At 58.0% G+C, this 19286-nt stretch carries 19 protein-coding genes and 1 pseudogene; 14 read left to right on the top strand and 6 right to left on the bottom strand.

From position 1 onward, the window contains the following. Position 1: 1 nt before the first annotated feature. Positions 2-409 (bottom strand): crossover junction endodeoxyribonuclease RuvC, encoded by a 408-nt coding sequence (gene ruvC / locus ACNKH6_RS10070; RefSeq protein ID WP_417915521.1) that lies wholly within the window; start codon positions 407-409, stop codon positions 2-4. Between ruvC and ACNKH6_RS10065 the strand changes: the two genes are divergently transcribed. Beyond that, positions 296-553, top strand: coding sequence for a hypothetical protein (locus ACNKH6_RS10065; protein ID WP_417915425.1), 258 nt, complete (start codon positions 296-298; stop codon positions 551-553). The genes ruvC and ACNKH6_RS10065 overlap by 114 nt on opposite strands. Here ACNKH6_RS10065 and ACNKH6_RS10060 read toward each other — a convergent pair. From ACNKH6_RS10060 to ACNKH6_RS10045, 4 genes are all read right to left on the bottom strand, one after another. Further along, positions 484-1233 carry a YebC/PmpR family DNA-binding transcriptional regulator gene (locus tag ACNKH6_RS10060; RefSeq protein ID WP_417915424.1) on the bottom strand — a complete coding sequence of 250 codons (750 nt, stop codon included), beginning with the start codon at positions 1231-1233 and terminating at the stop codon, positions 484-486. The two genes, ACNKH6_RS10065 and ACNKH6_RS10060, sit on opposite strands and share 70 nt — an antisense overlap. Before the next feature lie 262 nt (positions 1234-1495). After that, complete coding sequence (locus ACNKH6_RS10055; RefSeq protein ID WP_417915423.1) at positions 1496-2962, bottom strand: tetratricopeptide repeat protein; 1467 nt, start codon at positions 2960-2962, stop codon at positions 1496-1498. After that, the gene (locus ACNKH6_RS10050; RefSeq protein ID WP_417915422.1) at positions 2959-4743 is read right to left on the bottom strand and encodes a DnaB-like helicase C-terminal domain-containing protein; all 1785 of its coding nucleotides are present in this window, start codon (positions 4741-4743) and stop codon (positions 2959-2961) included. Before ACNKH6_RS10050 ends, ACNKH6_RS10055 begins: the two co-directional genes overlap by 4 nt. Positions 4744-4761: 18 nt before the next feature. Then, the gene (locus ACNKH6_RS10045) at positions 4762-5655 is read right to left on the bottom strand and encodes a TIGR01777 family oxidoreductase (protein WP_417915421.1); all 894 of its coding nucleotides are present in this window, start codon (positions 5653-5655) and stop codon (positions 4762-4764) included. Between the two features lie 210 nt (positions 5656-5865). Here ACNKH6_RS10045 and ACNKH6_RS10040 point away from each other — a divergent pair, with 210 nt between their 5' ends. Next, complete coding sequence (locus tag ACNKH6_RS10040) at positions 5866-6861, top strand: cytochrome-c peroxidase (protein WP_417915520.1); 996 nt, start codon at positions 5866-5868, stop codon at positions 6859-6861. Positions 6862-6913: 52 nt separating this feature from the next. Here the strand turns inward: ACNKH6_RS10040 and ACNKH6_RS10035 are convergent, their stop codons facing one another. Beyond that, positions 6914-8215 carry an OFA family MFS transporter gene (locus ACNKH6_RS10035; protein ID WP_417915420.1) on the bottom strand — a complete coding sequence of 434 codons (1302 nt, stop codon included), beginning with the start codon at positions 8213-8215 and terminating at the stop codon, positions 6914-6916. A 569-nt stretch (positions 8216-8784) separates the two neighbouring features. Here ACNKH6_RS10035 and ACNKH6_RS10030 point away from each other — a divergent pair. From ACNKH6_RS10030 to acs, 12 genes and pseudogenes are all read left to right on the top strand, one after another. Next, positions 8785-9237, top strand: a complete 453-nt coding sequence (locus ACNKH6_RS10030; RefSeq protein WP_417915419.1) for a CoA-binding protein — start codon at positions 8785-8787, stop codon at positions 9235-9237. Between the two features lie 47 nt (positions 9238-9284). Beyond that, positions 9285-9860: a flavodoxin family protein gene (locus ACNKH6_RS10025; RefSeq protein WP_417915418.1), complete on the top strand. Its 576-nt coding sequence runs from the start codon at positions 9285-9287 to the stop codon at positions 9858-9860. 162 nt (positions 9861-10022) lie between these two features. Beyond that, positions 10023-11069, top strand: coding sequence for a zinc-ribbon domain-containing protein (locus ACNKH6_RS10020; RefSeq protein WP_417915417.1), 1047 nt, complete (start codon positions 10023-10025; stop codon positions 11067-11069). A 7-nt stretch (positions 11070-11076) separates the two neighbouring features. Then, entirely contained in the window at positions 11077-11889 is an 813-nt protein-coding gene (locus ACNKH6_RS10015; RefSeq protein ID WP_417915416.1) for a phosphate/phosphite/phosphonate ABC transporter substrate-binding protein, read from the top strand. Between the two features lie 28 nt (positions 11890-11917). After that, positions 11918-12934 (top strand): hypothetical protein, encoded by a 1017-nt coding sequence (locus ACNKH6_RS10010; protein WP_417915415.1) that lies wholly within the window; start codon positions 11918-11920, stop codon positions 12932-12934. Next, positions 12931-14235, top strand: a complete 1305-nt coding sequence (mtaB, locus tag ACNKH6_RS10005) for a tRNA (N(6)-L-threonylcarbamoyladenosine(37)-C(2))-methylthiotransferase MtaB (RefSeq protein ID WP_417915414.1) — start codon at positions 12931-12933, stop codon at positions 14233-14235. Before ACNKH6_RS10010 ends, mtaB begins: the two co-directional genes overlap by 4 nt. A gap of 125 nt (positions 14236-14360) precedes the next feature. Further along, a complete protein-coding gene (locus tag ACNKH6_RS10000; protein ID WP_417915413.1) occupies positions 14361-14852 on the top strand; it encodes a hypothetical protein in 492 nt (163 codons plus the stop codon). A gap of 43 nt (positions 14853-14895) precedes the next feature. Next, positions 14896-15123: pseudogene (locus ACNKH6_RS09995) on the top strand (DUF1161 domain-containing protein); the annotation flags it as partial. Between the two features lie 87 nt (positions 15124-15210). Beyond that, entirely contained in the window at positions 15211-15390 is a 180-nt protein-coding gene (locus ACNKH6_RS09990) for a DUF1161 domain-containing protein (protein ID WP_417915519.1), read from the top strand. Positions 15391-15633: 243 nt separating this feature from the next. Continuing rightward, complete coding sequence (locus ACNKH6_RS09985) at positions 15634-16422, top strand: arginyltransferase (RefSeq protein WP_417915412.1); 789 nt, start codon at positions 15634-15636, stop codon at positions 16420-16422. Positions 16423-16454: 32 nt separating this feature from the next. Next, positions 16455-17000, top strand: a complete 546-nt coding sequence (locus ACNKH6_RS09980; RefSeq protein ID WP_417915411.1) for a CAP domain-containing protein — start codon at positions 16455-16457, stop codon at positions 16998-17000. Positions 17001-17192: 192 nt separating this feature from the next. Further along, a complete protein-coding gene (gene acs, locus ACNKH6_RS09975) occupies positions 17193-19178 on the top strand; it encodes an acetate--CoA ligase (protein ID WP_417915410.1) in 1986 nt (661 codons plus the stop codon). Positions 19179-19286: the final 108 nt, after the last annotated feature.

Here is a 19286-nt window from a genome sequence, read left to right as displayed (position 1 = left end):
TTCACCTCAACGTCTGCGCGTGACAGACCGCCACGGCTAACGCATCGGCAGCATCGCTGCTGGGCGGGCCGCTCAGTTCGAGCAGAGCCTGAATCATGTGCTGCACCTGCGTTTTGTCCGCGTGGCCATAGCCGGTCACAGCCTGCTTGACCAAACGCGGCGGATAGCCCTGCACCGGCAGTCCCTGCCGCAGCAGCGCGACGACCGCCGCGCCCCGCGCTTGGCCGAGCTTGAGGGCGGAGCGCACATTGTGGGCGACAAAAATTTCTTCCGCCGCCGCCGCTTCCGGCTTGTAGTGCGCCAGCACATCAGACAGCCCTTCAAAAATAAGCAGCAGCCGCCGGGAGAAATCCTTCTCCCGGTCAGCGCGGATGGTGCCGCAGGCGACAAAACCCAGCTCCGGCCCCAGCTTGTCAATGATGCCGTAGCCGGTGATCCGCGAGCCGGGATCAATGCCGATGATCCGCAGCGGCTTGAGCAGGGCTATGACAGCTTCTCCATCAGCTCTTCCGAGATGTCGAAGTTGGCGTGCACCTTCTGCACGTCATCGTGATCCTCAAGGCTTTCCAGTAGCTTGAGCAAATTGGCGGCAGTCTTTTCCTCAGTCACTTCAATGGTGTTCTTCGGCACCATCAAAATGCTCGCCTCACTCATCTTGACCTTGCTCTTTTCCAAGGCCTCGACCACCGCGTTGAAATCCTCCGGCGCAGTGTAAATCTGAAAGCTGCCGTCCTCGTTCACCACGTCCTCAGCCCCAGCTTCCAAGGCCAGCTCCATCAGCTGCTCCTCGTTCGCGCCCGCCGCGTCCACGCTGATCACGCCGCGCTTGTCGAACATCCAGCCCACGCAGCCGTTCTCGCCGAGGTTGCCGTTATTCTTGGCGAAGAAATGGCGGACATCCGCCACCGTGCGGTTCTTGTTGTCGGTCATGGTCTCAACTAAAACCGCCACGCCGCCTGGCCCGTAGCCCTCGTAGAGGATTTCATCATACACCGCGCCGCCCAGCTCGCCGGAGCCTTTCTTGATCGCCCGCTCAATGTTGTCCTTGGGCATGTTCTCGGCCTTGGCCGCGTTCACCGCGCTGCGCAGGCGGGGATTGCCGTCAATGTCGCCGCCGCCCATCCGGGCCGCAACCATGATCTCTTTGATCAGCTTGGTGAAAATCTTGCCCCGCTTCGCATCAAGAGCGCCCTTCTTGCGTTTAATGGTGCTCCATTTAGAATGTCCTGACACTGCCGCCTTCTCCTTCGTTGGTGTGTTTCAGCTGAAACTCCAGCCCTTCTTCGTCTTCAGAACGCTCATACAGCTGGAGCAGGATACAATGACACAGCCGCCTGTCTCTCTCCCGCAGGTGCGGGCGGCTGGCTCTTCCGCCCGCAGCGACGGTAGTTTAGGCAGTTTATCAGGTCAGGACAAGTTTTTTTTGAAAAAATGGCGCAGGTGGCCGCCTCGTCGCCACGAGTTGGTGGAGACCCCAATGCAGAGACATGCGCACCTACCTGCCCAGCATCGATTGCAGCAGCCGAGCAAAGAGGCCGGACTGCTGGCCCCGCAGCAGGGCGCGAACTGCTGCCAATGTCTTGCGGTCTTTCTCCAAATCAGGGTGGCCAATCTCCTCTTCAAGCTGCACAGCGCGGCTAAGGTATGGCTCCGCCTTGGCTAAGTTGCCTTGCTCTTTATATGTAAGACCGATATTCCAGCTCGTCACCGCTTCGCCTGCCTTATCGCCAATCTCCCGGCTGATGCTCAGACTCTGCTCCAGATACTTCAGGGCAGTGGCGTAGTCGCCCCGCGCATCGTAAATCTGGCTGATGTTGTTCAGCGTCGCGCCTTCGCCTGCCTTGTCGCCAATCTCTTGGCGGATGCGCAGGCTCTGCTCCAGATGCTTCAGGGCGGCAGCGTAGTCGCCCTGTGCTCGGTATATACCGGCGATGTTGTTCAGCGTCGTGCCTTCGCCTGCCTTGTCGCCAATCTCCCGGCTGATGCGCAGGCTTTGCTCCAGATACTTCAGGGCCGTGGCGTAGTCGCCCCGTGCCTTGTAAATCTGGCTGATGTTGTTCAGTAGCGTACCTTCCTCCGCCTTGCTTCCTGCCTCATGGAATATAGCTACGCTCTGCTCAAATAAGGAAAGGGCCTTGTCGTAGTCGCCCTTGCTGTAATGAATCGCAGCGATGTTACTCAGCGTCGTGCCTTCGCCTGCCTTGTCGCCAATCTCCCGGCTGATGCTCAGGCTCTGCTCCAGATACTTCAGGGCGGTGGTGTAGTCGCCCCGTGCATCGTAAATCTGGCTGATGTTGTTCAGCGTCGTGCCTTCGCCTTGCCTGTCTCCCAGCTCTTGGTCTATAACCAGGCTCTGCTCATACAGCGGTAGTGCCTCCTTGTACTTGGCAATGCGGTCAAGGTCATAGGCTGCGCTGTGCAGATACAGCGAGCGTTCCTTCTTGCTCTCCTCCGGCAGCAGGGCGGCTGCCTTCTGCCAGTAAGCGGCTGCTTTGGCGTAGCGCAACTGCACTTCTTGCAGCTTGGCGTTGTCGGCATAAGCCTTGGCAGCAGCAAGGCTGTGGTGTCTGGCAATGTCCTCCAGCAGCCCCTCCGCCTTGGCGTAGTCGCCCGCCTCAATGGCCTGCTTGGCCGCTTGGTCGTCGCCCACGCGGGCAAGCAGTGCCTTGTAGTCCGTGGCAATCTCGCGCAGCTTGCTGTCCAGGTCGTTGAGAGGAACCTGCTGCTCCTCCATGATTTTGAAGAAGCTGGCAAGGGCGGACTCGGTGACGGCGTGCTTCCCTGCCAGCTCGCCATACGCCTCATACGGCACGCCGTACTTGTTCACCGTCACATCGCCGGTGCCGGAGAAGATGCAGCCGTCGCCGCGCACCTCCTGCGTGACGTTCTCCTGCCTGCCGATGGCGTTCTCGCCTTGAGCGATGTTCTGCCCGCCGCCCTTGCTGTCGAAGTGGCTGCTCATGCTGGCTGTTTCTCGGTAAAGCCCCAGTAGGGATAATCAAGCTGATAGGACGCGACGAGGCCGGGGCTGTGCTCGCGGCTGGCCACCAGCCAGAGGTCATTGAGCCGCAGCTCGGCAGGCTCGCGGTTGAAGGGATCCCACTGCGGCAGCAGCACCATCGCGTTGTCGGCGGAATACTCAATGTCGCCGGAGACTTTGAACGAGCCGAGCTGCGGCTGCTGGTCGTACTGGCCATCCTCGCGGCGCGTCAGCTCGGAGATGACGAGAAACGAGGCGTTGAACTCGTCCCGGAGCGATTCCAGCTGCCGCAGCCAGGCATCAATGCCGGTGCGCCGCTCGGCGAAATCCTTGAAGGGCAGCTTGTGCAGGCTGTCTATCACCACCATCAGGTGCTCGGAGCCGGTTTCACGGCGGAGGAAGTCGAAATGGCTGCGCATCAGCTCCGGGGTCAGCTTGCGGTCTGTCACCACCCGGAACCACGGCAGGAGCTTGTTCAGCTCGTTCTTGCCATCCCGCAGCCTGACCTGCTCGTCCTCGGTCAGCCCGGAGCCTCTGATCTGCTCGCTGTTCAGGCGGGCCAAGCGGCAGAGCGTCCGCTGGTAAATCTTCTGGCGGCCATTCTCGAAGTCGTAGTAGATCACCGGCAGCCTGCGCCGGGCCATCTCGGTGGCGATCTGGATGAAGAAGCAGGATTTGCCCGCTTTAGGCAGACCGCCCATGATGTTGATGCCGTGGATGCCGCCCAGCGCACTGTCTAATTTGGCGAAGCCGGAGCGCATTGCGGCGTGGCCCGCGCCGCCCTCAAGCTGAAGTTGTTCCTCGAAGTGGAGGAATTCCCGCTCCGGCGAGCTGAAGGGCGAAAAGGACTTGGCCTCGCGGATCAGACGGAACACCGCCTTTTGGAAGGTGTTGCCCTGCTCGGCGGCCAGCTTGGTCAGGCAGCAGTGTCTGGGCGCGGCATCCGGCCAGCGGATCATCCGCACTTTGAAGCCCAAACGGCCAGCAAATTCGCGTGCCGCCGTCTCCGATTCCGGGCTTTTGTTGACGCAGACATACACTGTCTTGAGCCAGGCCAGCCGCTCCGCCTCCAAATAAACAAGATCAGCGGCGGCAATCAAGGCGATGCCGGGCAGGCCGATCTGGCGCAAAGCCAGCAGGTTGTCCTCTCCCTCGACGATGATTAAGCTGCCGTTTTCGCAGCGGGCGATGTCTTGCAGATTGAAAATGCGGAAGCTGGGCGCGGAGAATTCCTCATCGCCGTGCCAGAAGATATCGTCAGCCCGCTCTGGATGGACGCAGCGGGCCGCATAGCAGTTGCCGTCGTCCTGCACATAGGGATACGCCAAGTAACGGCCATTGAAGCCGATGCGCATTTCCTCCAGCACCGCCTTGGAAATACCCATCGCCGCAAAGCGGATCAACAGATCGGCGGTCAGCTTGCTCGTGAAGCCGAGCACGTCGTTGTTGATGTTTTTGATCGGGTAATGCACCTTGGAGGCGGTGTAGTCGCGGTCTGGATCAAAGCCGGGGGCAAGACTGGGGCTGAGGCGGGCTTGGCGGGCAAAATGGAGCGAAAAGCCGCCGGGCGTGCAGCGGTGCAGGCAGCGGAAGTAGCCGTGAAAGGCGCTTTCTGGGCTGATCAGCACAGCCAGCAGGCGGGTTGGCCCGCTTTTTCCCTGCTGTGTGCAGAATGGACAAGCGGCGGTCAGGAAGTTGTTCTTCAGCTTTGCGCCGGGCAGATGTCTGCTGTAAAACTCCAGCACCGGATCAGGGCGGCTCATGGCGTTCTCCTGCGGCGGTCAGGCGGGAAGGAGCAGATGGCGCAGTGCGGCATCCAGCTCCGGGAATTTGAAGACATAGCCTGAGTCCAGCAGCCGTCCCGGCCTGACCTTCGCGCTGGCCAGCAGCAAGTCCTCCGCCATTTCCCCGAAAAGCAGCTTCAGCAGGAAAACTGGCGCAGGCAGGAAGGCGGGACGGCGGAGAACGTGGGCCAAAGTTTCAGTGAAATCACGGTTGCTGACGGGCTGCGGCGCGGTCAGGTTGACCGGGCCGGACAGCTCCTCATGCTGAAGAAGATGGGCTATGATCATAGGCAGCTCGCGGAGGCTGATCCAACTCAGCCACTGCCTGCCGCTGCCTAAACAGCCGCCCAGGCCCATGCGGAAAGGCGGCAGCATTGTGGCCAGTGCGCCGCCCTGCGGACTGAGCACAATGCCGAAGCGGGCGTTGACCACCCGGATGCCAGCCGCCGCCGCTGGTTCCGTGGCCGCTTCCCAAGCCTGGCCAAGTTCCGCCAGAAAGCCTGCGCCGCTGTGGCTGCGCTCGGTCAGCTCCTCATCGCCCCGGTCGCCGTAGATGCCGACAGCAGAGGCCGAAATCAGCACCTTGGGCTTTTGTTCCGCTTGCGCAAAAAATTCAGTCAGCAGGCGGGTGCTGGCAATCCGGCTGCGCAGCATTCGTTGTTTCCGCTCCGCTGTCCAACGGCCAGCGGCAATGTTTTCTCCGGCCAAGTTGATGACCGCGTCCGGCGGTCCGCATGATCCCAGCTCAATAATGCCGCGTTCAATGTCCCAATACGGCGGAATCTGCCATGATTTGCGGCGGAGGGCGAAAATGTTATGGCCGTGCTCGGCGAGCGTCCGGCTCAGTTCGCGGCCAATCAGCCCGGACGCGCCGGTGATGAGGATGTTCATGATTTCGTTCTCCATGCAGGTGCCTGAACAGCGCAGGACGAGGAGCCTCTCTTTGCATAGATACTCCTTTTTTCACCTGCGGGCAATCACTTCCATGCAGCCTCCCGCCCTTCCTGCTTTCCCGTTTGACTTTGCCCGCGCACTTCCGCTACAATATTTTGCAAATCAGCAACCGTGCGGTTTGATAACAACTTGGAGGAAAAGATGACCGTGAAGAAATGCGCAGTCTCGGCAGCACTTTTGACCGCAGTCCTGTTTGCCGGAGCAGCATGGGCGGCAGAAGAGCCGATCAAACCGATCAGCCCGCCTAAAGATGTCAATCAGGCGAAAGCCGAGCTGGGCAAGAAGCTCTTTTTTGATCCGCGTCTGTCCAAGTCCGGCTTCATTTCCTGCAACTCCTGCCACAATCTGAGCATGGGCGGCTCAGACAACCTGAAGACCTCCATTGGCCATAACTGGCAGAAAGGGCCGATCAACGCCCCGACCGTGCTCAACTCCAGCCTGAATTTCGTGCAATTCTGGGATGGCCGGGCGGAGAATCTGAAGGCGCAGGCGGGCGGCCCGATTGCCAATCCTGGCGAAATGGCCTTCACGCATGAGCTGGCCGAAGGCGTGGTGAAATCTATTCCCGGTTATGTGGCAGAGTTCAAGCAAGTTTACAGCGATGACACCGTGAATATTGACCGGATGACGGATGCCATTGCCGAGTTTGAGAAAACCTTGGTCACGCCGAACTCCCGCTTTGACAAATGGCTGCTGGGCGATGCCAAGGCTTTGACTGAACAGGAGCTGGCGGGCTACCAACTATTCAAAAAATCCGGCTGCGTGTCCTGTCACTACGGCACTTCGGTCGGCGGTGGCACCTTCCATAAAATGGGCATGGTCGCGGAGTATAACACCAAGAATCCTTCTGAAGGCCGAAAAGGTGTTACAGGCAAGGAGGAAGACCGGCGGATGTTCAAGGTGCCAAATCTGCGCAATATCGAGCTGACCTATCCGTATTTCCATGACGGTGGAGCAGCGACCTTGAGCCAAGCTGTGGAAACGATGGGCCGCATTCAGTTAGGCAAGAAGTTCACCGATGAGGAAAACGCCAAAATTGTCGCCTTCCTCAAGAGCTTGACCGGCGAGCAGCCCAGCTTCACGTTGCCGATGCTGCCGCCGTCCTCGGACAAAACCCCGCCGCCCAAACCCTTTGAGAACTGAGCGGCAGTTTGCGCCGCATCCGGGCAATAAGCTCGGATGCGGCCTTTGTTCGTCAGCCTGCCGTTTTTTCCTCCGCCCATGTAGGTCGCTTCACCACCTGCGCCAGCAGCGAGCCGACCACCAGCAAGCCTGCTGAGATGTAAAAGGCGTAATCCAAGCTGCCGGTTTTGTCCTGAATCACCCCGCCGAGCTTGGCCATGAATGAGCCAAGCCCCCAGCCGATGAAGACCAGCCCGTAGTTCACGCCCAAGTTCTTCGCGCCGTAGAAATCGCCGGTGAAAAGCGGCATCAGCGACAGGCCGCCGCCGTACTGCCAGTAGGCGTTGCCCACGACGATGAAGAGCAGGGGGATATTCTGCGTTTTCAGGGCATAAGGCACCAGCAGCAGACAACAGGCCGAGATCATGCAGTTTATAGTGTAGGTGTTGGCCCGGCCTATTTTATCGGAATAAAAACCGGTGCCCACGCGGCCCAAGGCGTTGACCAGCCCGCCGTAGGCCACCAGCAGCCAGGCGTATTGCCCCGCGCCTGCTGTCACCAGCAGTTTGGCGGCATTGGCGATGATCAACATGCCCGACTGCGTGGTGAGGATGAACATGAAGGCCAAGGCGTAAAACTGCCACGTGCGCAGCATCTCTCTGGCGCTCCAGTCATGGCGGGTGGCCGCTGCTGCGACCTTGGCGGTGCGGGCGCATTTCGGCGCAGGCGGCACGTAGGAGCCGTCGGGATAGACCTCGTTCGGGGTTTTCAGAAGCTGCCCGGCGATGACCACCACCGTGGCGAAGAAGATGCCAAGATAAATGAAGCTCTTGGAAATGCCAAAGCTGTCAATCAGGTATTTGGCCAGCGGGCTGATGTACAGGGCCGCGCCGCCGTAGCCGCCCACCACCAGCCCGGCAATCAGACCACGGCGGTGCGGGCCAAACCATTTCAGGGCCGCCGGAGTCGGCGCGGCGTAGCCGATGCCCATGCCCATGCCGCCAAGAATGCCGAAGCCGAGAATCAGGCCGGTGTAGCTTTTCATCAGGCCCGCGACGATGCAGCCTGCGGCCAAAAACAGTCCGCCCAGCGTCGCTCCGAATTTCGGGCTGATTTTGTCCTGAATCCGTCCGCCGGGGATCATCAGCAGGGCGAAAGTGATCATGCACAGCGACAGCGGCGTGGCCGCCTGCGCATTGGTCAGATACGTCCAGCCCTCATTCAACCCGGTCATCGCTTCACCCGCCTTGCCGCCGGTCAGCGATTTCGACCACATGCTCCAAGCATAAAGTATGCCCAGACATAAATTGACCGCCATGCCCGCAAAAGTGGTGATCCACGCCTGCCTCGGCTCTTTCGCGCAGTGCTCCGCCATACTTCCTCCTTTTTTTTGAGTTGAACAGCTTCGCTGCCAGCAGTTTCTCCGGCATCCGGCTTTAACTGTAACACAAAAGCGCACCGAGCGGGAGACAAACCATTTTGCGGTTTCTTGAAGCTGGAGCGGCTGCGCCGTCCCGCTTTCTTGTTGCCCGCTGCGGCCATCTGGCGTATATTAGACCTCTTGCATAAATCGTAATTACCTGATAATAAACAGCTATAAAAATAAAAACGTGTAGCAGTCGGCGTTCAACGTGATATTTTCAATATTATGTTGGAGGAAATAAAGAAGAATATAAGAGATTTTGGCCGTCCGCCAAAATTGAGCCGGACTGAATTCCATATAGTAGTTTCTTGTGGAATCAGTGAATCAGCAGTACGAAGGACTGTAAAAAAATGAAGGTGCTCTGATTGAATCAAAAAAATATTTCATCATCCTGGAGTAAAGATAGAAAAACGCATAATTTCAGAATTTTTAAAGAAGGTGAATCTTCTGTGCAGGCAATGGTCTATGCAGCACGGTTGTATGCACCACAGTATCATGGCCTTTTTCCTCCTTTGTCAATTATGTTCCCGCAAATCCCGCTGTCCGCCGAGATTCGGCGCATCCTCGCCGCAAGCCGCACTGTGGCTGTGGTCGGCCTCTCACCCAAGTCGGAGCGGCCCAGCTATCAGGTCGCCCGCTATCTGCAAGAGGCAGGTTATTGGATCATCCCGGTCAATCCAAGTTGCGCCGAGGCGCTCGGCGAAATCTCCTATCCTGATCTGCGCTCGGTTCCTGTGTCAATTGATATTGTGGACATCTTCCGCCGCTCTGAGGAGGTGGAGCCGATTGTCCGCGAGGCGCTTGCCGTCGGCGCGAAGCTGGTTTGGATGCAGCAGGGCGTGGTCAACGAAGCGGCGGCCAAGATTGCCGAGCAGGCCGGGTTGCATGTTGTCATGGACCGCTGTCTGAAGATCGAGCTGGAGCGGCTGCGCCGCCCGCTTTCGTGTTGCCCGCTGCGGCCATCTGGCGTATAGTTTTTTCGTGTGGTTTTCTTTTTTAAACAGACAGGAGGGTCGGCAGGATGAAGGTTGTGGCATTCAACGGCAGCGCACGCAAAGGCGGCAACACCGAAAAATTGATCAGTTATGTTTTTGAGGAACTGGAAAAGGAAGGCGTGGAGACTGAGCTGGTCAGCTTGGCCGGGCAGCATCCGCACGGCTGCATCGCCTGCTACCAGTGTTTTGCGAATAAAAACCGCCGCTGCGCGGTGACAACCGACTGCGTCAACGACTGCATCGCCAAAATGGACGAGGCGGACGGCATCATCCTTGCCTCGCCCACCTATTTCGCTGATATGAGTTCCGAGCTGAAGGCCCTGATTGACCGCAGCGGCATGGTCTCGCGGGCCAATGGCGACATGCACCGCCGCAAGGTTGGAGCTGCCGTGGTCGCCTGCCGCCGTGGCGGGGCAATCCATGTCTTTGACTCAATCAATCACTTCTTCACCATCGGTCAGATGATCATCGTCGGCTCCTCCTACTGGAACATCGGCATGGGCCGGGAGAAAGGCGAGGTGGCCGACGATGCCGAAGGCGTGGCCACCATGCGCACGCTGGGCCAGAATATGGCTTGGCTGCTGAAAAAGCTCAAGGACTGAGCTGCGCTGCGGCCAGCAGCAGTGAGAATCCGGCAAAATAAGCATTGACCGCCGGCTTTCCAAGCCGTTATAACTGAAACAGGGTCTGGCTGCGGCAGCCGCCGGATGCGGTCAAGATATGCCTCTGCTCCTGCCGCGAGGAGGACAGAAAAGGAGCTTGCCATGCTGGTAATATGCGAGGACTGCGCCAAGAAATATCATATTGATGAGAGCCGGATTCAAGGGAAACGCGCCAAGTTCTCCTGCAAAGCCTGCGGTCATATTGTCGTGGTGGAGAAGCCGGAGCAACCAGAAGCTCCTGCTCCGGTCGTACCGGCAGTCTTTCCTGAAGTTCCGCCTGCCGCTGCGGCCAAGGACATTCCGTCTGTCCAGTCCAGCCGGAAAATAGCTGATGCCGTCGCTGCTGTGCCCGCTGCGGTCAAGGGCCGGGGCAAACCCTTCCTCCTGCCCCTACTGGCGGTGCTGACCGCTGGATTTGCTGCTGTCGGCGGCACCTTTTTTTATTTGTATCTTCAACATGTTCCATCTTTGATCAATGAGGAAAGCAGCCTGCGCAGCATGGCTCTGGCGACTGCTTTTGAGCAGGCTGTGAAAACGCCCCTGCTGCGCAAGGACTACTGGTTAGTCAGCCAGGAAACGAAACGGGCGGCCTTGCTGCCGGGTGTGGCCTACGCCGCTGCGGTGAATGGGAAAGGCGTGGTGACTGCTGGATTTTTCAACCCGCAGGCCGGATTTGACAGCAGCTTCATGCAGCGGGTCAAAGAGAAAGGTTTTCCGGTGGATGTGCTGGCCCAGCATGGTCTCAAGACCGGGGCTGAAGAAGGCAGTCTCCGTCTCAACATCGGCGGTTTGCTGGTTGATGACCGAGTGCTGGCTCTGCGCGGCGGCGACGGCGAAATTCATCTCGGTCTGCCTGCGCCCGGAACTGGCCAGCATGTCGTGCTCCATCTGCTGGCTTCGCCCCTGCTGCTCATACCTGCTGGCTTGGCGTTGTTGGTGATCGGCATCCTGCTTGTCCTCACCAATCTGCTCATCATCCGCCCCGCCCGCAGCCTGACCAACACCGCCAACCGGATCAGCCTTGGCGAGCTGGATTTGGTCATTCCGGCCAAAGGCTCCCGCGAGCTGCGCGAGCTGGCCCTTGCTGTGGAACGGATGCGCCATTCCGTCCGCATCGCTGTCGAGCGGCTGACCGCAAGGCCGCAATGAGACCGTCATGAAGAAGACCGCATTTGTCCTGCTTGCCCTGCTCTGCTGCGCCGAGCCGCGTGCCGAAGAGCTGACCTTGGCCATCCAGCCGCAGCCCAGCGTTGCGCCGGAACAGTTAGCCGCAATGACCGCTCCGCTGGCCGCCAAAATCAGCGCGGCGGTCAAGAGCAGCATCCGTCCGTTGTTGAGCAAAAATTCGGCTGAATACGAGACTGAACTGCTGCGCGGCGGCATCGCCATCGGCTATCAAAGCCCGCTGCTGTATGTCAAAGCCGCTGACCGGCACGAGGTGCTGCTCACCGCCTCAGAAGGCAAAAACGGCGGCCAAATTCGTGGCATTGTGATCAGCAGGCCGGAGTCTGGGATCAGCAAGGCTGCGGATTTGAAAGGCAAACGAATCATGATCGTCAGCAAGGTCTCGGCAGGCGGCTATCTGTCGCAGAAGCAGACGCTCAAGGAAGCCGGATTGGATGTGGAGCGGGACTGCCAGCTTGCCGAAGCAGCAGAGAATCGTGAAGAAAATGTCATTCTTGCGGTGAGTCTTGGCGATGCCGATGCCGGGTTCATTCCTGCCTCCGCATTGCACAAGGCGGATGAATTCATTTCGCCCGGCGCGGTGGCGGATGTGCTGCAAACTGCGCCGCTGCCAAACTGGGCCTTGTCGGTCAGCCGCAGCCTGCCGCAAGAGTTGAAGGATGGCATCCAGACCGCTTTGGCGCAACTGCCGGAAAACGACCCTGCCCTTGCCGCGCTGGGCATCAGCGGATTCAAGGCGGCCCAAGATGCGGACTACAATCCGGTCCGCAGCTTGGCGGAATGAGCAAACCAGCACGTGCGGATTGTCTCCCATGCTCCTGCCCCGCGAAAAACCTTTTCTGAGCGGACTGAACAGCTACTATCTGGACATAGAGAAGTTCATCCAGCATCTGCAAGGCGAGATCGGCACCGGCTGCCTTTACGGCAAAGGCGCGGATCAAGAGCTGATGGTCTATTTTGACGAAGCGGATATAGTCCGGGGCCTGACGCAGAACAAGGGCGAGCACGCTTTAGCCTCCGAGCAGCTTGACCATGTTTTTGCCGCCCTGACCCAGCGCAGCTTTCAGGTTTCTGTCTATTATTTGGATGCCGATTCGATTTTCTTCTGGGGCCAACTGCCGACATTCCGCCGGGCCAAATCTCAGCTCTCTTCGAGTAAAGTCAGCCTGCCGGACTTGGTGTTCCGCCTCTGCCAAAAAAAATTTTCCGGCTTTATCGAAGTGGATGTGCGGGGCCGGAGCAACTGCGCCGTCCTCTTCTTTCATCAGGGGGAACGGCGGGGCGGCTCCTATTACTGGGGCACTGGCGGTTTCAGTGCCTTGGATGACGATTACAACACCCTGCTCGGCATGATTCAGAAAAGCGGCGGCACCTACGGGCTGGGCTATTTCACCAACGATCCTGCCGCCGCTCCGGCCTTGCCGCCCGCGCTGTCAGCAGAACAAGAAGAACCGCCCGCCCTTGCCGCTGTTCCCGCCCGCCAGCTTGAAGCGATAGATCAGGCGGTCAGCGAATTCATCGCCCTGTATCAGGAAACCGCTGCCAGCAAAAGCGGTTTTGAGCCGCTGCTGGAGCTGAAACTGAAATTTATTGATTTTGTCTCTATTTATCCAGTGCTTGATCCCTACGGCAAAGCCTGCATTCTTCATGCGGACGGCAGTGTCAGCTTTGCCGACGACATTGCGGCCAAAGCAGGCGCGGAAGGGCTTGTGGACTGCGTTTGGATGGTGATTGAAGAGCAGAAATTGCACAAAAAATTTAAAGCGGCCCTGAAAAATATGGCGGCAAAAGACCTGCTGCGGTCGAACGGCATTGAGGTGGAACGGTGACGCTGCGGGTCGCAGTCGCCACGCTGGGCTGCAAGGTGAACCAGTTTGAGTCTGCCGCCTTTGTCACCGGTTTTCGCGAGCAGGGCTGCGAAATCGCGCCAGCCACCGGGCCAGCGGACATTTTTGTGATCAACACCTGTGCGGTCACAGGCCGGGCCGGGCAGCAGTCGCGCCAGCTCATCCGCAAAATCGCCCGGGAAAATCCTCATGCCCGGCTGGTGATCACCGGCTGCTACGCCCAAATTTCCGCCGCCGCGCTGTCCGATTTGGCTCCGGCCAGCTCACTGACCGTGATTGGCAACAGCGGCAAGCATCTGGTGGTGCAGACTGCTTTGGCCGCCAGCCCGCCTCAGCTGCTGGCGGCGGACATTGCATCAGCCTGTGAAATCAGCCCGCTGCCGGTGCGCCGTTTCAGCGGCAGAACCCGCGCCTGCCTCCGCATTCAAGATGGCTGCAACAATTTTTGCTCATACTGCATCGTTCCATACGCACGGGGCCGCAGCCGCAGCCTGCCGGTCGCCGCTGTGCTGGAGCAGGCCCGGATTTTTGCTGAGGAAGGCTGTTTGGAGCTGATCGTCACCGGCATCAATGTCGGCAAATACGGTCTTGATCTGAGCGAAGGCGAGGATATTTATTCCCTGCTCGGCAGGCTCTGCCACGAATTCCCGGCGGTCCGCATCCGCCTCAGTTCCATTGAACCGACGGAAGTCAACGACCACCTGCTCCGTCTGCTCACCGGCTGCCGGAACTTCATGCCCCATCTCCACATTCCCCTGCAAAGCGGCGACAGCGGCGTGCTGGCCCGGATGAACCGCCGCTACACAGCGGAAACCTTTGCCGAGGCCGTCGGACGCATCCACGCCGCTGCGCCTCATGCGGCGATCGGCTGCGATATTCTGACCGGTTTTCCCGGCGAAGACGAGCGGGCGGCAGCCAACAGCTTCCGCCTGCTCGCTGCGCTGCCGATCAGCTATCTCCATGTTTTCCCTTATTCAATCCGGCCCGGCACTGCGGCGGCCAATTTCCCGGATCAGGTGCCTGCGCCAGTCAAAGAAGAACGGGCTGCCCGCCTGCATGACCTTGATCAAACGCAACGGGCCGCCTTTTATCAGCGGCATATAGGCACAGAGCAACGGGTGCTGATCGAACGGCAGGACAAGAAAACCGGCCTGCTGAAGGGTTTTTCAGAAAACTACATTCCTGTGCAATGCAATGGCCCGGTCAGTTTAGTGAAAACCGTGGCTGCGGTGCGGCTGGTCAGTTTGCGGAACAGCGCAGTGACTGCCATCTTGGCGCAATAATTCTTTTTCGCGTTCCACCGCTTTGCGCTTGACACGGACGCGCCTGCATGGTTATTAACCAGCTAATTCAAAATCCGGCCCGGCCAAGGATCATCTCCCCTTCCTTCTGACTCAAGGACTGCGCAATGGTGTTTTTGCTGAATGTCATCACGCACATCATGATCATTTTAGGGATAGTTGGGCTGATTTTTTATATCGCTTATGCTGTCCACAAAGAAGAGGCCATGTTTGAAAAGGTCATTTTGGTTATTTCTGCTATGACTGGCTTTTTGATTTATTTCGGAGCAAGAGCACTGGGACTGTCTATTCCGGCTATGATGATGTCCTCAGTTTCTATTGCCAGCCCGATCAGAATGACTCTGTTTTCCATTCTAATTCCGTGGTCTGTTGGCGTTGCGGTGGCATGGTACTTCAGCTGGTGTCTCAACAAGCATATTGATATTGCCTTTCGGATAGTTATTCTTATTAGTGCCTTTATCGTGACCTTGTTTGGCGATGTGTATGCCGCCTCATACGCTGTGACAGCAGGCGGAGGGATTGACACCTCGCTGCTGCCCAATCTGACCTTCACAGTCGGCATGGGCCTGTACATTATCTTGAATTACAAAACCAGGTGAGCATTCGCCTTTTTTATACCTGTCCTTGACAAGGAGTGCTGTGATGATGCAAATTGTTGTTTTATTGCTGTCAGTCATATTGATTGGCTTGAATCAGGCTGCTGCTGCAGTCAAACCCTGCGAGGAGCTGAAGGCAGCGATTGCCGCCAAACTCGACAGCAAAAATGTCAAAAAGTATGAGCTGAAGATTGTTGCGGCGGACAGCAGCGTGACAGAAGGCAAAATTGTGGGCAGCTGCGAAGACGGCTCCAAAAAGATAGTGTATGTCCGGCAGATCGCGCAGGAGCAGCCGCCTCTGGTCGCCGCTGTCATTCCGTCGGCGGCAGCGCAGCCGGATGTGCCGGTGGTTGCGGTCAAAATGATTCCGGCGGCCATCAGGTCGTGTGAAGAGGTCAAGGCGGATATCGTCGCCAAGCTGGCGGAAAAAGGCGTGACCGACTATGAGCTGACTGTCGTCGAAAGTGGCAGCGCAGCCGCAGGCAAGATGGTCGGCAGTTGCGAAAATGGTTCCAAGCAAATTCTTTACAGCAAAAAATAGCCGCGAGCTGTTTCTTCCGCACGTGTGTCTTGCCGGTTTGCGCCTGTTTTGGGTGTAAACCGGCTTTTTTGTGCCGTTTTCCCTGCCGCAGACAGGCAATTTTCGTGACATTGCGGCAAAACTTGGTAAAATAACTGATAAAATGCGGTGTCGGCATATCAGCGCGCCGCGCTGCGGCAATCACGGTAAAACATACAATATGTTGTTTTACAATCAAATAAGCGGCAAAAGGAGGCAGGCTGCATGATGCGCTCAACCGCACCAAATTCTATGACAGGAAGCCGGAGCAAATTGCGCCAAGAAAAGCAGAGCGGCTTGACAACAGGCCGCATCGGCAAAAATTTGGAGCAGTATTTCACCGACATCGCCACTCACTGCCCCTACGAGCTGCCGTTCAAGGCTGTTTATCATCAGGCAATGTTTGGCTCCCTGACCGATTCCACCGTAGGGCTTTTTTTAGAAAACGGCTACCGCCGCAACGGCAACTGCATGTATTCCATGCGCTGCCCTGAATGCAAGGAGTGCGTCTCCATCCGTCTGAATCCAAGCCAATTTCAGCCAAACCGCAACCAGCGGCGGGTCTGGAAAAAAAATTATGATGTTGCGGTCGGCTTGGCTCCAGTGACTATGTCGGATGAAAATCTTGACCTGCTGGAGCGTTTCCTGAAGTCCCGCTTTCCGAACGGTAGGGCGGACGCGGAGAGCTACTATAATGGCTTTTTCATCACGGCGATGACGAGGTGCTTTGAAATCCGCTACCGGACCGAGAACAACAAGCTGTTGGGCGTGGCAATTATTGATTGCTCCGATCAATGGATGAATGCGGTCTATTTTTATTTTGATCCAGATCAGGCGGAACGCAGTCCCGGCACGTTGAATATCCTCTACTTAATTGATTTCTGCCGCCGACATGGCATCAGAAATTTGTATCTCGGCTACTGGATCAAGCAGCTCAAGGGAATGGAGTATAAAGAAGCCTTCCGTCCTCACGAGATTCTTGTTAACGGCACATGGCAGTGGGTGGAAAAATAACCTGAGTTCAGCGCAACCAAAGGAGGAGGCAAATGCGCAGCCATCTGTTGGCGAAGGTAGGATTTGTAGTGTTCACAGGAAGTCTGGTCATCTGCATTTCTCAGGCAAAGGCTGCCGCTCCCCAAGCTGGCGGCGCAATAGATGCCGCTGTCATGCTCGCAGCGCATAATCAGTGGCGGGCGAAAGTCGGCGTGCCTGCATTGCGGTGGTCGGACAAACTGGCCGGGACCGCGCAGCAGTGGGCCGCGCATCTTGCTGAATCGGGGTGCAAGCAGATGAGCAGCGGCAGCGAATACGGCGAAAATTTATATTGGGCCAGCGCGGTGAAATGGTCTGACGGCGCACGCCAAATCAGCAGAAAGCCGTCAAGCGAAGTGGTGAACAGCTGGGGCAGGCAGGAGGCGCAATACGACTATGCCAGCAACAGCTGTTCCGGCATTTGCGGCAATTACACCCAGATAATCTGGAAGGACACCCGCGAAGTCGGCTGCGGCATGGCCATTTGCGGCGACAAGGGACAAATCTGGGTCTGCAACTACTTCCCGGCAGGCAATGTGAATAATCAGCGGCCCTATTGAGCTGGTCAAGGCAGCGGCAGGTTCTGCTGCCTGCCACAAAGTTCCTTTTTTTTGCCCCTGCCAGACGGTTCTGCTTGACAGGAACAAAAAAATTTGATTAGTTGCATCCATTCGATTTAGGACAGAAAGCCTGCCGCTCAGGCGGGGCAGCTCATCCGCATCTTAAACTTTTAATGCACCCAGGAGGAATCCATGTCCGGCACCGAAGACAAGATTGAAAGCCTGCTCAAAGAAGGCGTATCCTTCCCCCCGCCCGCCGCAGGACGCGAGACAGCCTATGTCAAGTCCATCGAGGAGTACAAGGCGATTTACAAACGCTCTATGGATGATCCAGAAGGTTTCTGGGCCGAGCGGGCCGAGCAGCTTGTCACGTGGGACAAAAAGTGGGATAAGGTGATGAACTGTGATTTCCACAAGCCGGAAATCAAATGGTTCGAGGGCGGCAAGCTGAACATGTCCGTCAACTGCCTTGACCGCCACCTGACCGATGGCCGCCGCAACAAGGCCGCAATCATTTGGCAGGGCGAGCCGGAAGGCGATGTCAAGGTCTATACCTATCAGATGCTGCACACCGAGGTCTGCCGCTTCGCCAACGTCCTGAAAAAGAAGGGCGTGAAGAAGGGCGACCGCGTCTCCATCTACCTGCCGATGATCCCGGAACTGGCGATTTCTCTGCTCGCCTGCTCTCGCATCGGCGCGATTCACTCGGTGGTTTTCGCGGGCTTCTCAGCCATCGCCCTGCAAAGCCGGATTGAGGACTGCCAGGCCAAGGTGCTGATCACTTCCGACGCAGTGCTGCGCGCCGGCAAGACCATTCCGCTGAAGCCGAACGCCGACACCGCGCTGGCCACCTGTCCGTCCGTGGAGAGCTGCATTGTGGTCAAGCGGGCTGGCAACGAGGTGCCGATGCAGGCTGGCCGCGATTCGTGGTGGCATGATGAGGTCGCCGCTGCTGACATCTCCAGTAGCTGCGAGCCGGAGTCAATGGATGCCGAAGACACCCTGTTCATCCTCTATACCTCTGGTTCCACCGGCAAACCGAAGGGCGTTGTCCACACCACTGGCGGCTACCTGACCTATGCGATGCACACCACGCAGTGGGTCTTTGATGTGAAGGACAATGATGTGTACTGGTGCACCGCCGACATCGGCTGGGTCACTGGTCACTCCTACATTCTCTACGGGCCGCTCGGCTTGGGCGCAACCTCAATCATGTTCGAGGGTGTGCCTTCTTGGCCGGGACCGGACCGCTTCTGGAAGATCGTCGAGAAGTTCCGGGTCAACATATTCTACACCGCCCCGACCGTTATCCGCTCGCTGATGCGCGACGGCGAGGAGCCGATCAAACGCTGGGATTTGTCCAGCCTGCGCATTCTTGGTTCGGTCGGCGAGCCGATCAACCCGGAAGCGTGGATGTGGTATTATGTCAACATCGGCAAGGAGAAGCTGCCCATCGTGGACACGTGGTGGCAGACCGAGACCGGCGGCATCATGATTTCGCCGCTGCCTTACGCCACCACCCTCAAGCCCGGTTCGGCCACCTATCCGCTGCCCGGCATTGACGCGGCCATTTATGATGAGCAGGGTAACGAGGCCGGTGTCAACGAAGGCGGCCATCTTGTCATCCGCAAGCCGTGGCCCGGAATGCTGCGCGGCGTGTTCGGTGATCCAGCCCGCTTCAAGAAGGCCTATTTCAGCCGCTATGCTGGCATCTACGACCCGGAGGACGGGGCGCGCAAGGATGCGGACGGCTGCTTCTGGGTCATGGGCCGCTTGGACGACGTGATCAACGTCTCCGGCCATCGTCTCGGCACCGCTGAGATTGAGTCCGCGCTGGTCTCTCATTCGGCAGTGGCTGAGGCCGCTGTTGTAGGAATGCCGCACGCAATCAAGGGCCAGAGCATTTTCGCCTATGTCACCCTGAAGGCTTCGGCAACCGAGTCCGACGCGCTGAAGAAGGAGCTGAACGCTCATGTGCGCAAAGAGATCGGGCCGATTGCCACCCCAGAGGTGATCATGTGGGCACCGGGCCTGCCGAAAACCCGCTCCGGCAAGATCATGCGCCGCATCCTGCGCAAGATCGCGGCGGACGACTTCGACAACTTCGGCGACACCTCCACCTTGGCTGATCCTTCGGTGGTGGACAACTTGGTTGATGGCCGGAAGCAGATGCTGTAACCTGCTGAACCAGTGAGCGAAGCCTGAAAAGGCACGACAGGGCAGGATGTCGAAAGGCATCTTGCCCTGTCTTATTTGGGCTTGCCAATCTGTATTGAAAAAAATCAT

The sequence above is a fragment of the Candidatus Electronema sp. JM genome, assembly GCF_048287415.1.
Lineage (GTDB): Bacteria > Desulfobacterota > Desulfobulbia > Desulfobulbales > Desulfobulbaceae > Electronema.
This window is presented reverse-complemented; position numbering and strand designations above follow the sequence as displayed.

What these genes read in the sequence shown, in the direction of transcription:
- ACNKH6_RS10045 (WP_417915421.1), bottom strand. Translation starts at nt 5,655, where the DNA reads ATGAACATCCTCATCACCGGCGCGTCCGGGCTGATTGGCCGCGAACTG.
- ACNKH6_RS10010 (WP_417915415.1), top strand. Translation starts at nt 11,918, where the DNA reads ATGCTCCTGCCCCGCGAAAAACCTTTTCTGAGCGGACTGAACAGCTAC.
- ACNKH6_RS09985 (WP_417915412.1), top strand. Translation starts at nt 15,634, where the DNA reads ATGATGCGCTCAACCGCACCAAATTCTATGACAGGAAGCCGGAGCAAA.
- ACNKH6_RS09980 (WP_417915411.1), top strand. Translation starts at nt 16,455, where the DNA reads ATGCGCAGCCATCTGTTGGCGAAGGTAGGATTTGTAGTGTTCACAGGA.
- acs (WP_417915410.1), top strand. Translation starts at nt 17,193, where the DNA reads ATGTCCGGCACCGAAGACAAGATTGAAAGCCTGCTCAAAGAAGGCGTA.
- ACNKH6_RS10035 (WP_417915420.1), bottom strand. Translation starts at nt 8,215, where the DNA reads ATGGCGGAGCACTGCGCGAAAGAGCCGAGGCAGGCGTGGATCACCACT.
- ACNKH6_RS10000 (WP_417915413.1), top strand. Translation starts at nt 14,361, where the DNA reads ATGGTGTTTTTGCTGAATGTCATCACGCACATCATGATCATTTTAGGG.
- ACNKH6_RS10025 (WP_417915418.1), top strand. Translation starts at nt 9,285, where the DNA reads ATGAAGGTTGTGGCATTCAACGGCAGCGCACGCAAAGGCGGCAACACC.
- ACNKH6_RS10055 (WP_417915423.1), bottom strand. Translation starts at nt 2,962, where the DNA reads ATGAGCAGCCACTTCGACAGCAAGGGCGGCGGGCAGAACATCGCTCAA.
- ACNKH6_RS10015 (WP_417915416.1), top strand. Translation starts at nt 11,077, where the DNA reads ATGAAGAAGACCGCATTTGTCCTGCTTGCCCTGCTCTGCTGCGCCGAG.
- ACNKH6_RS10050 (WP_417915422.1), bottom strand. Translation starts at nt 4,743, where the DNA reads ATGAGCCGCCCTGATCCGGTGCTGGAGTTTTACAGCAGACATCTGCCC.
- ACNKH6_RS10020 (WP_417915417.1), top strand. Translation starts at nt 10,023, where the DNA reads ATGCTGGTAATATGCGAGGACTGCGCCAAGAAATATCATATTGATGAG.
- ACNKH6_RS09990 (WP_417915519.1), top strand. Translation starts at nt 15,211, where the DNA reads ATGATTCCGGCGGCCATCAGGTCGTGTGAAGAGGTCAAGGCGGATATC.
- ACNKH6_RS10030 (WP_417915419.1), top strand. Translation starts at nt 8,785, where the DNA reads ATGTTCCCGCAAATCCCGCTGTCCGCCGAGATTCGGCGCATCCTCGCC.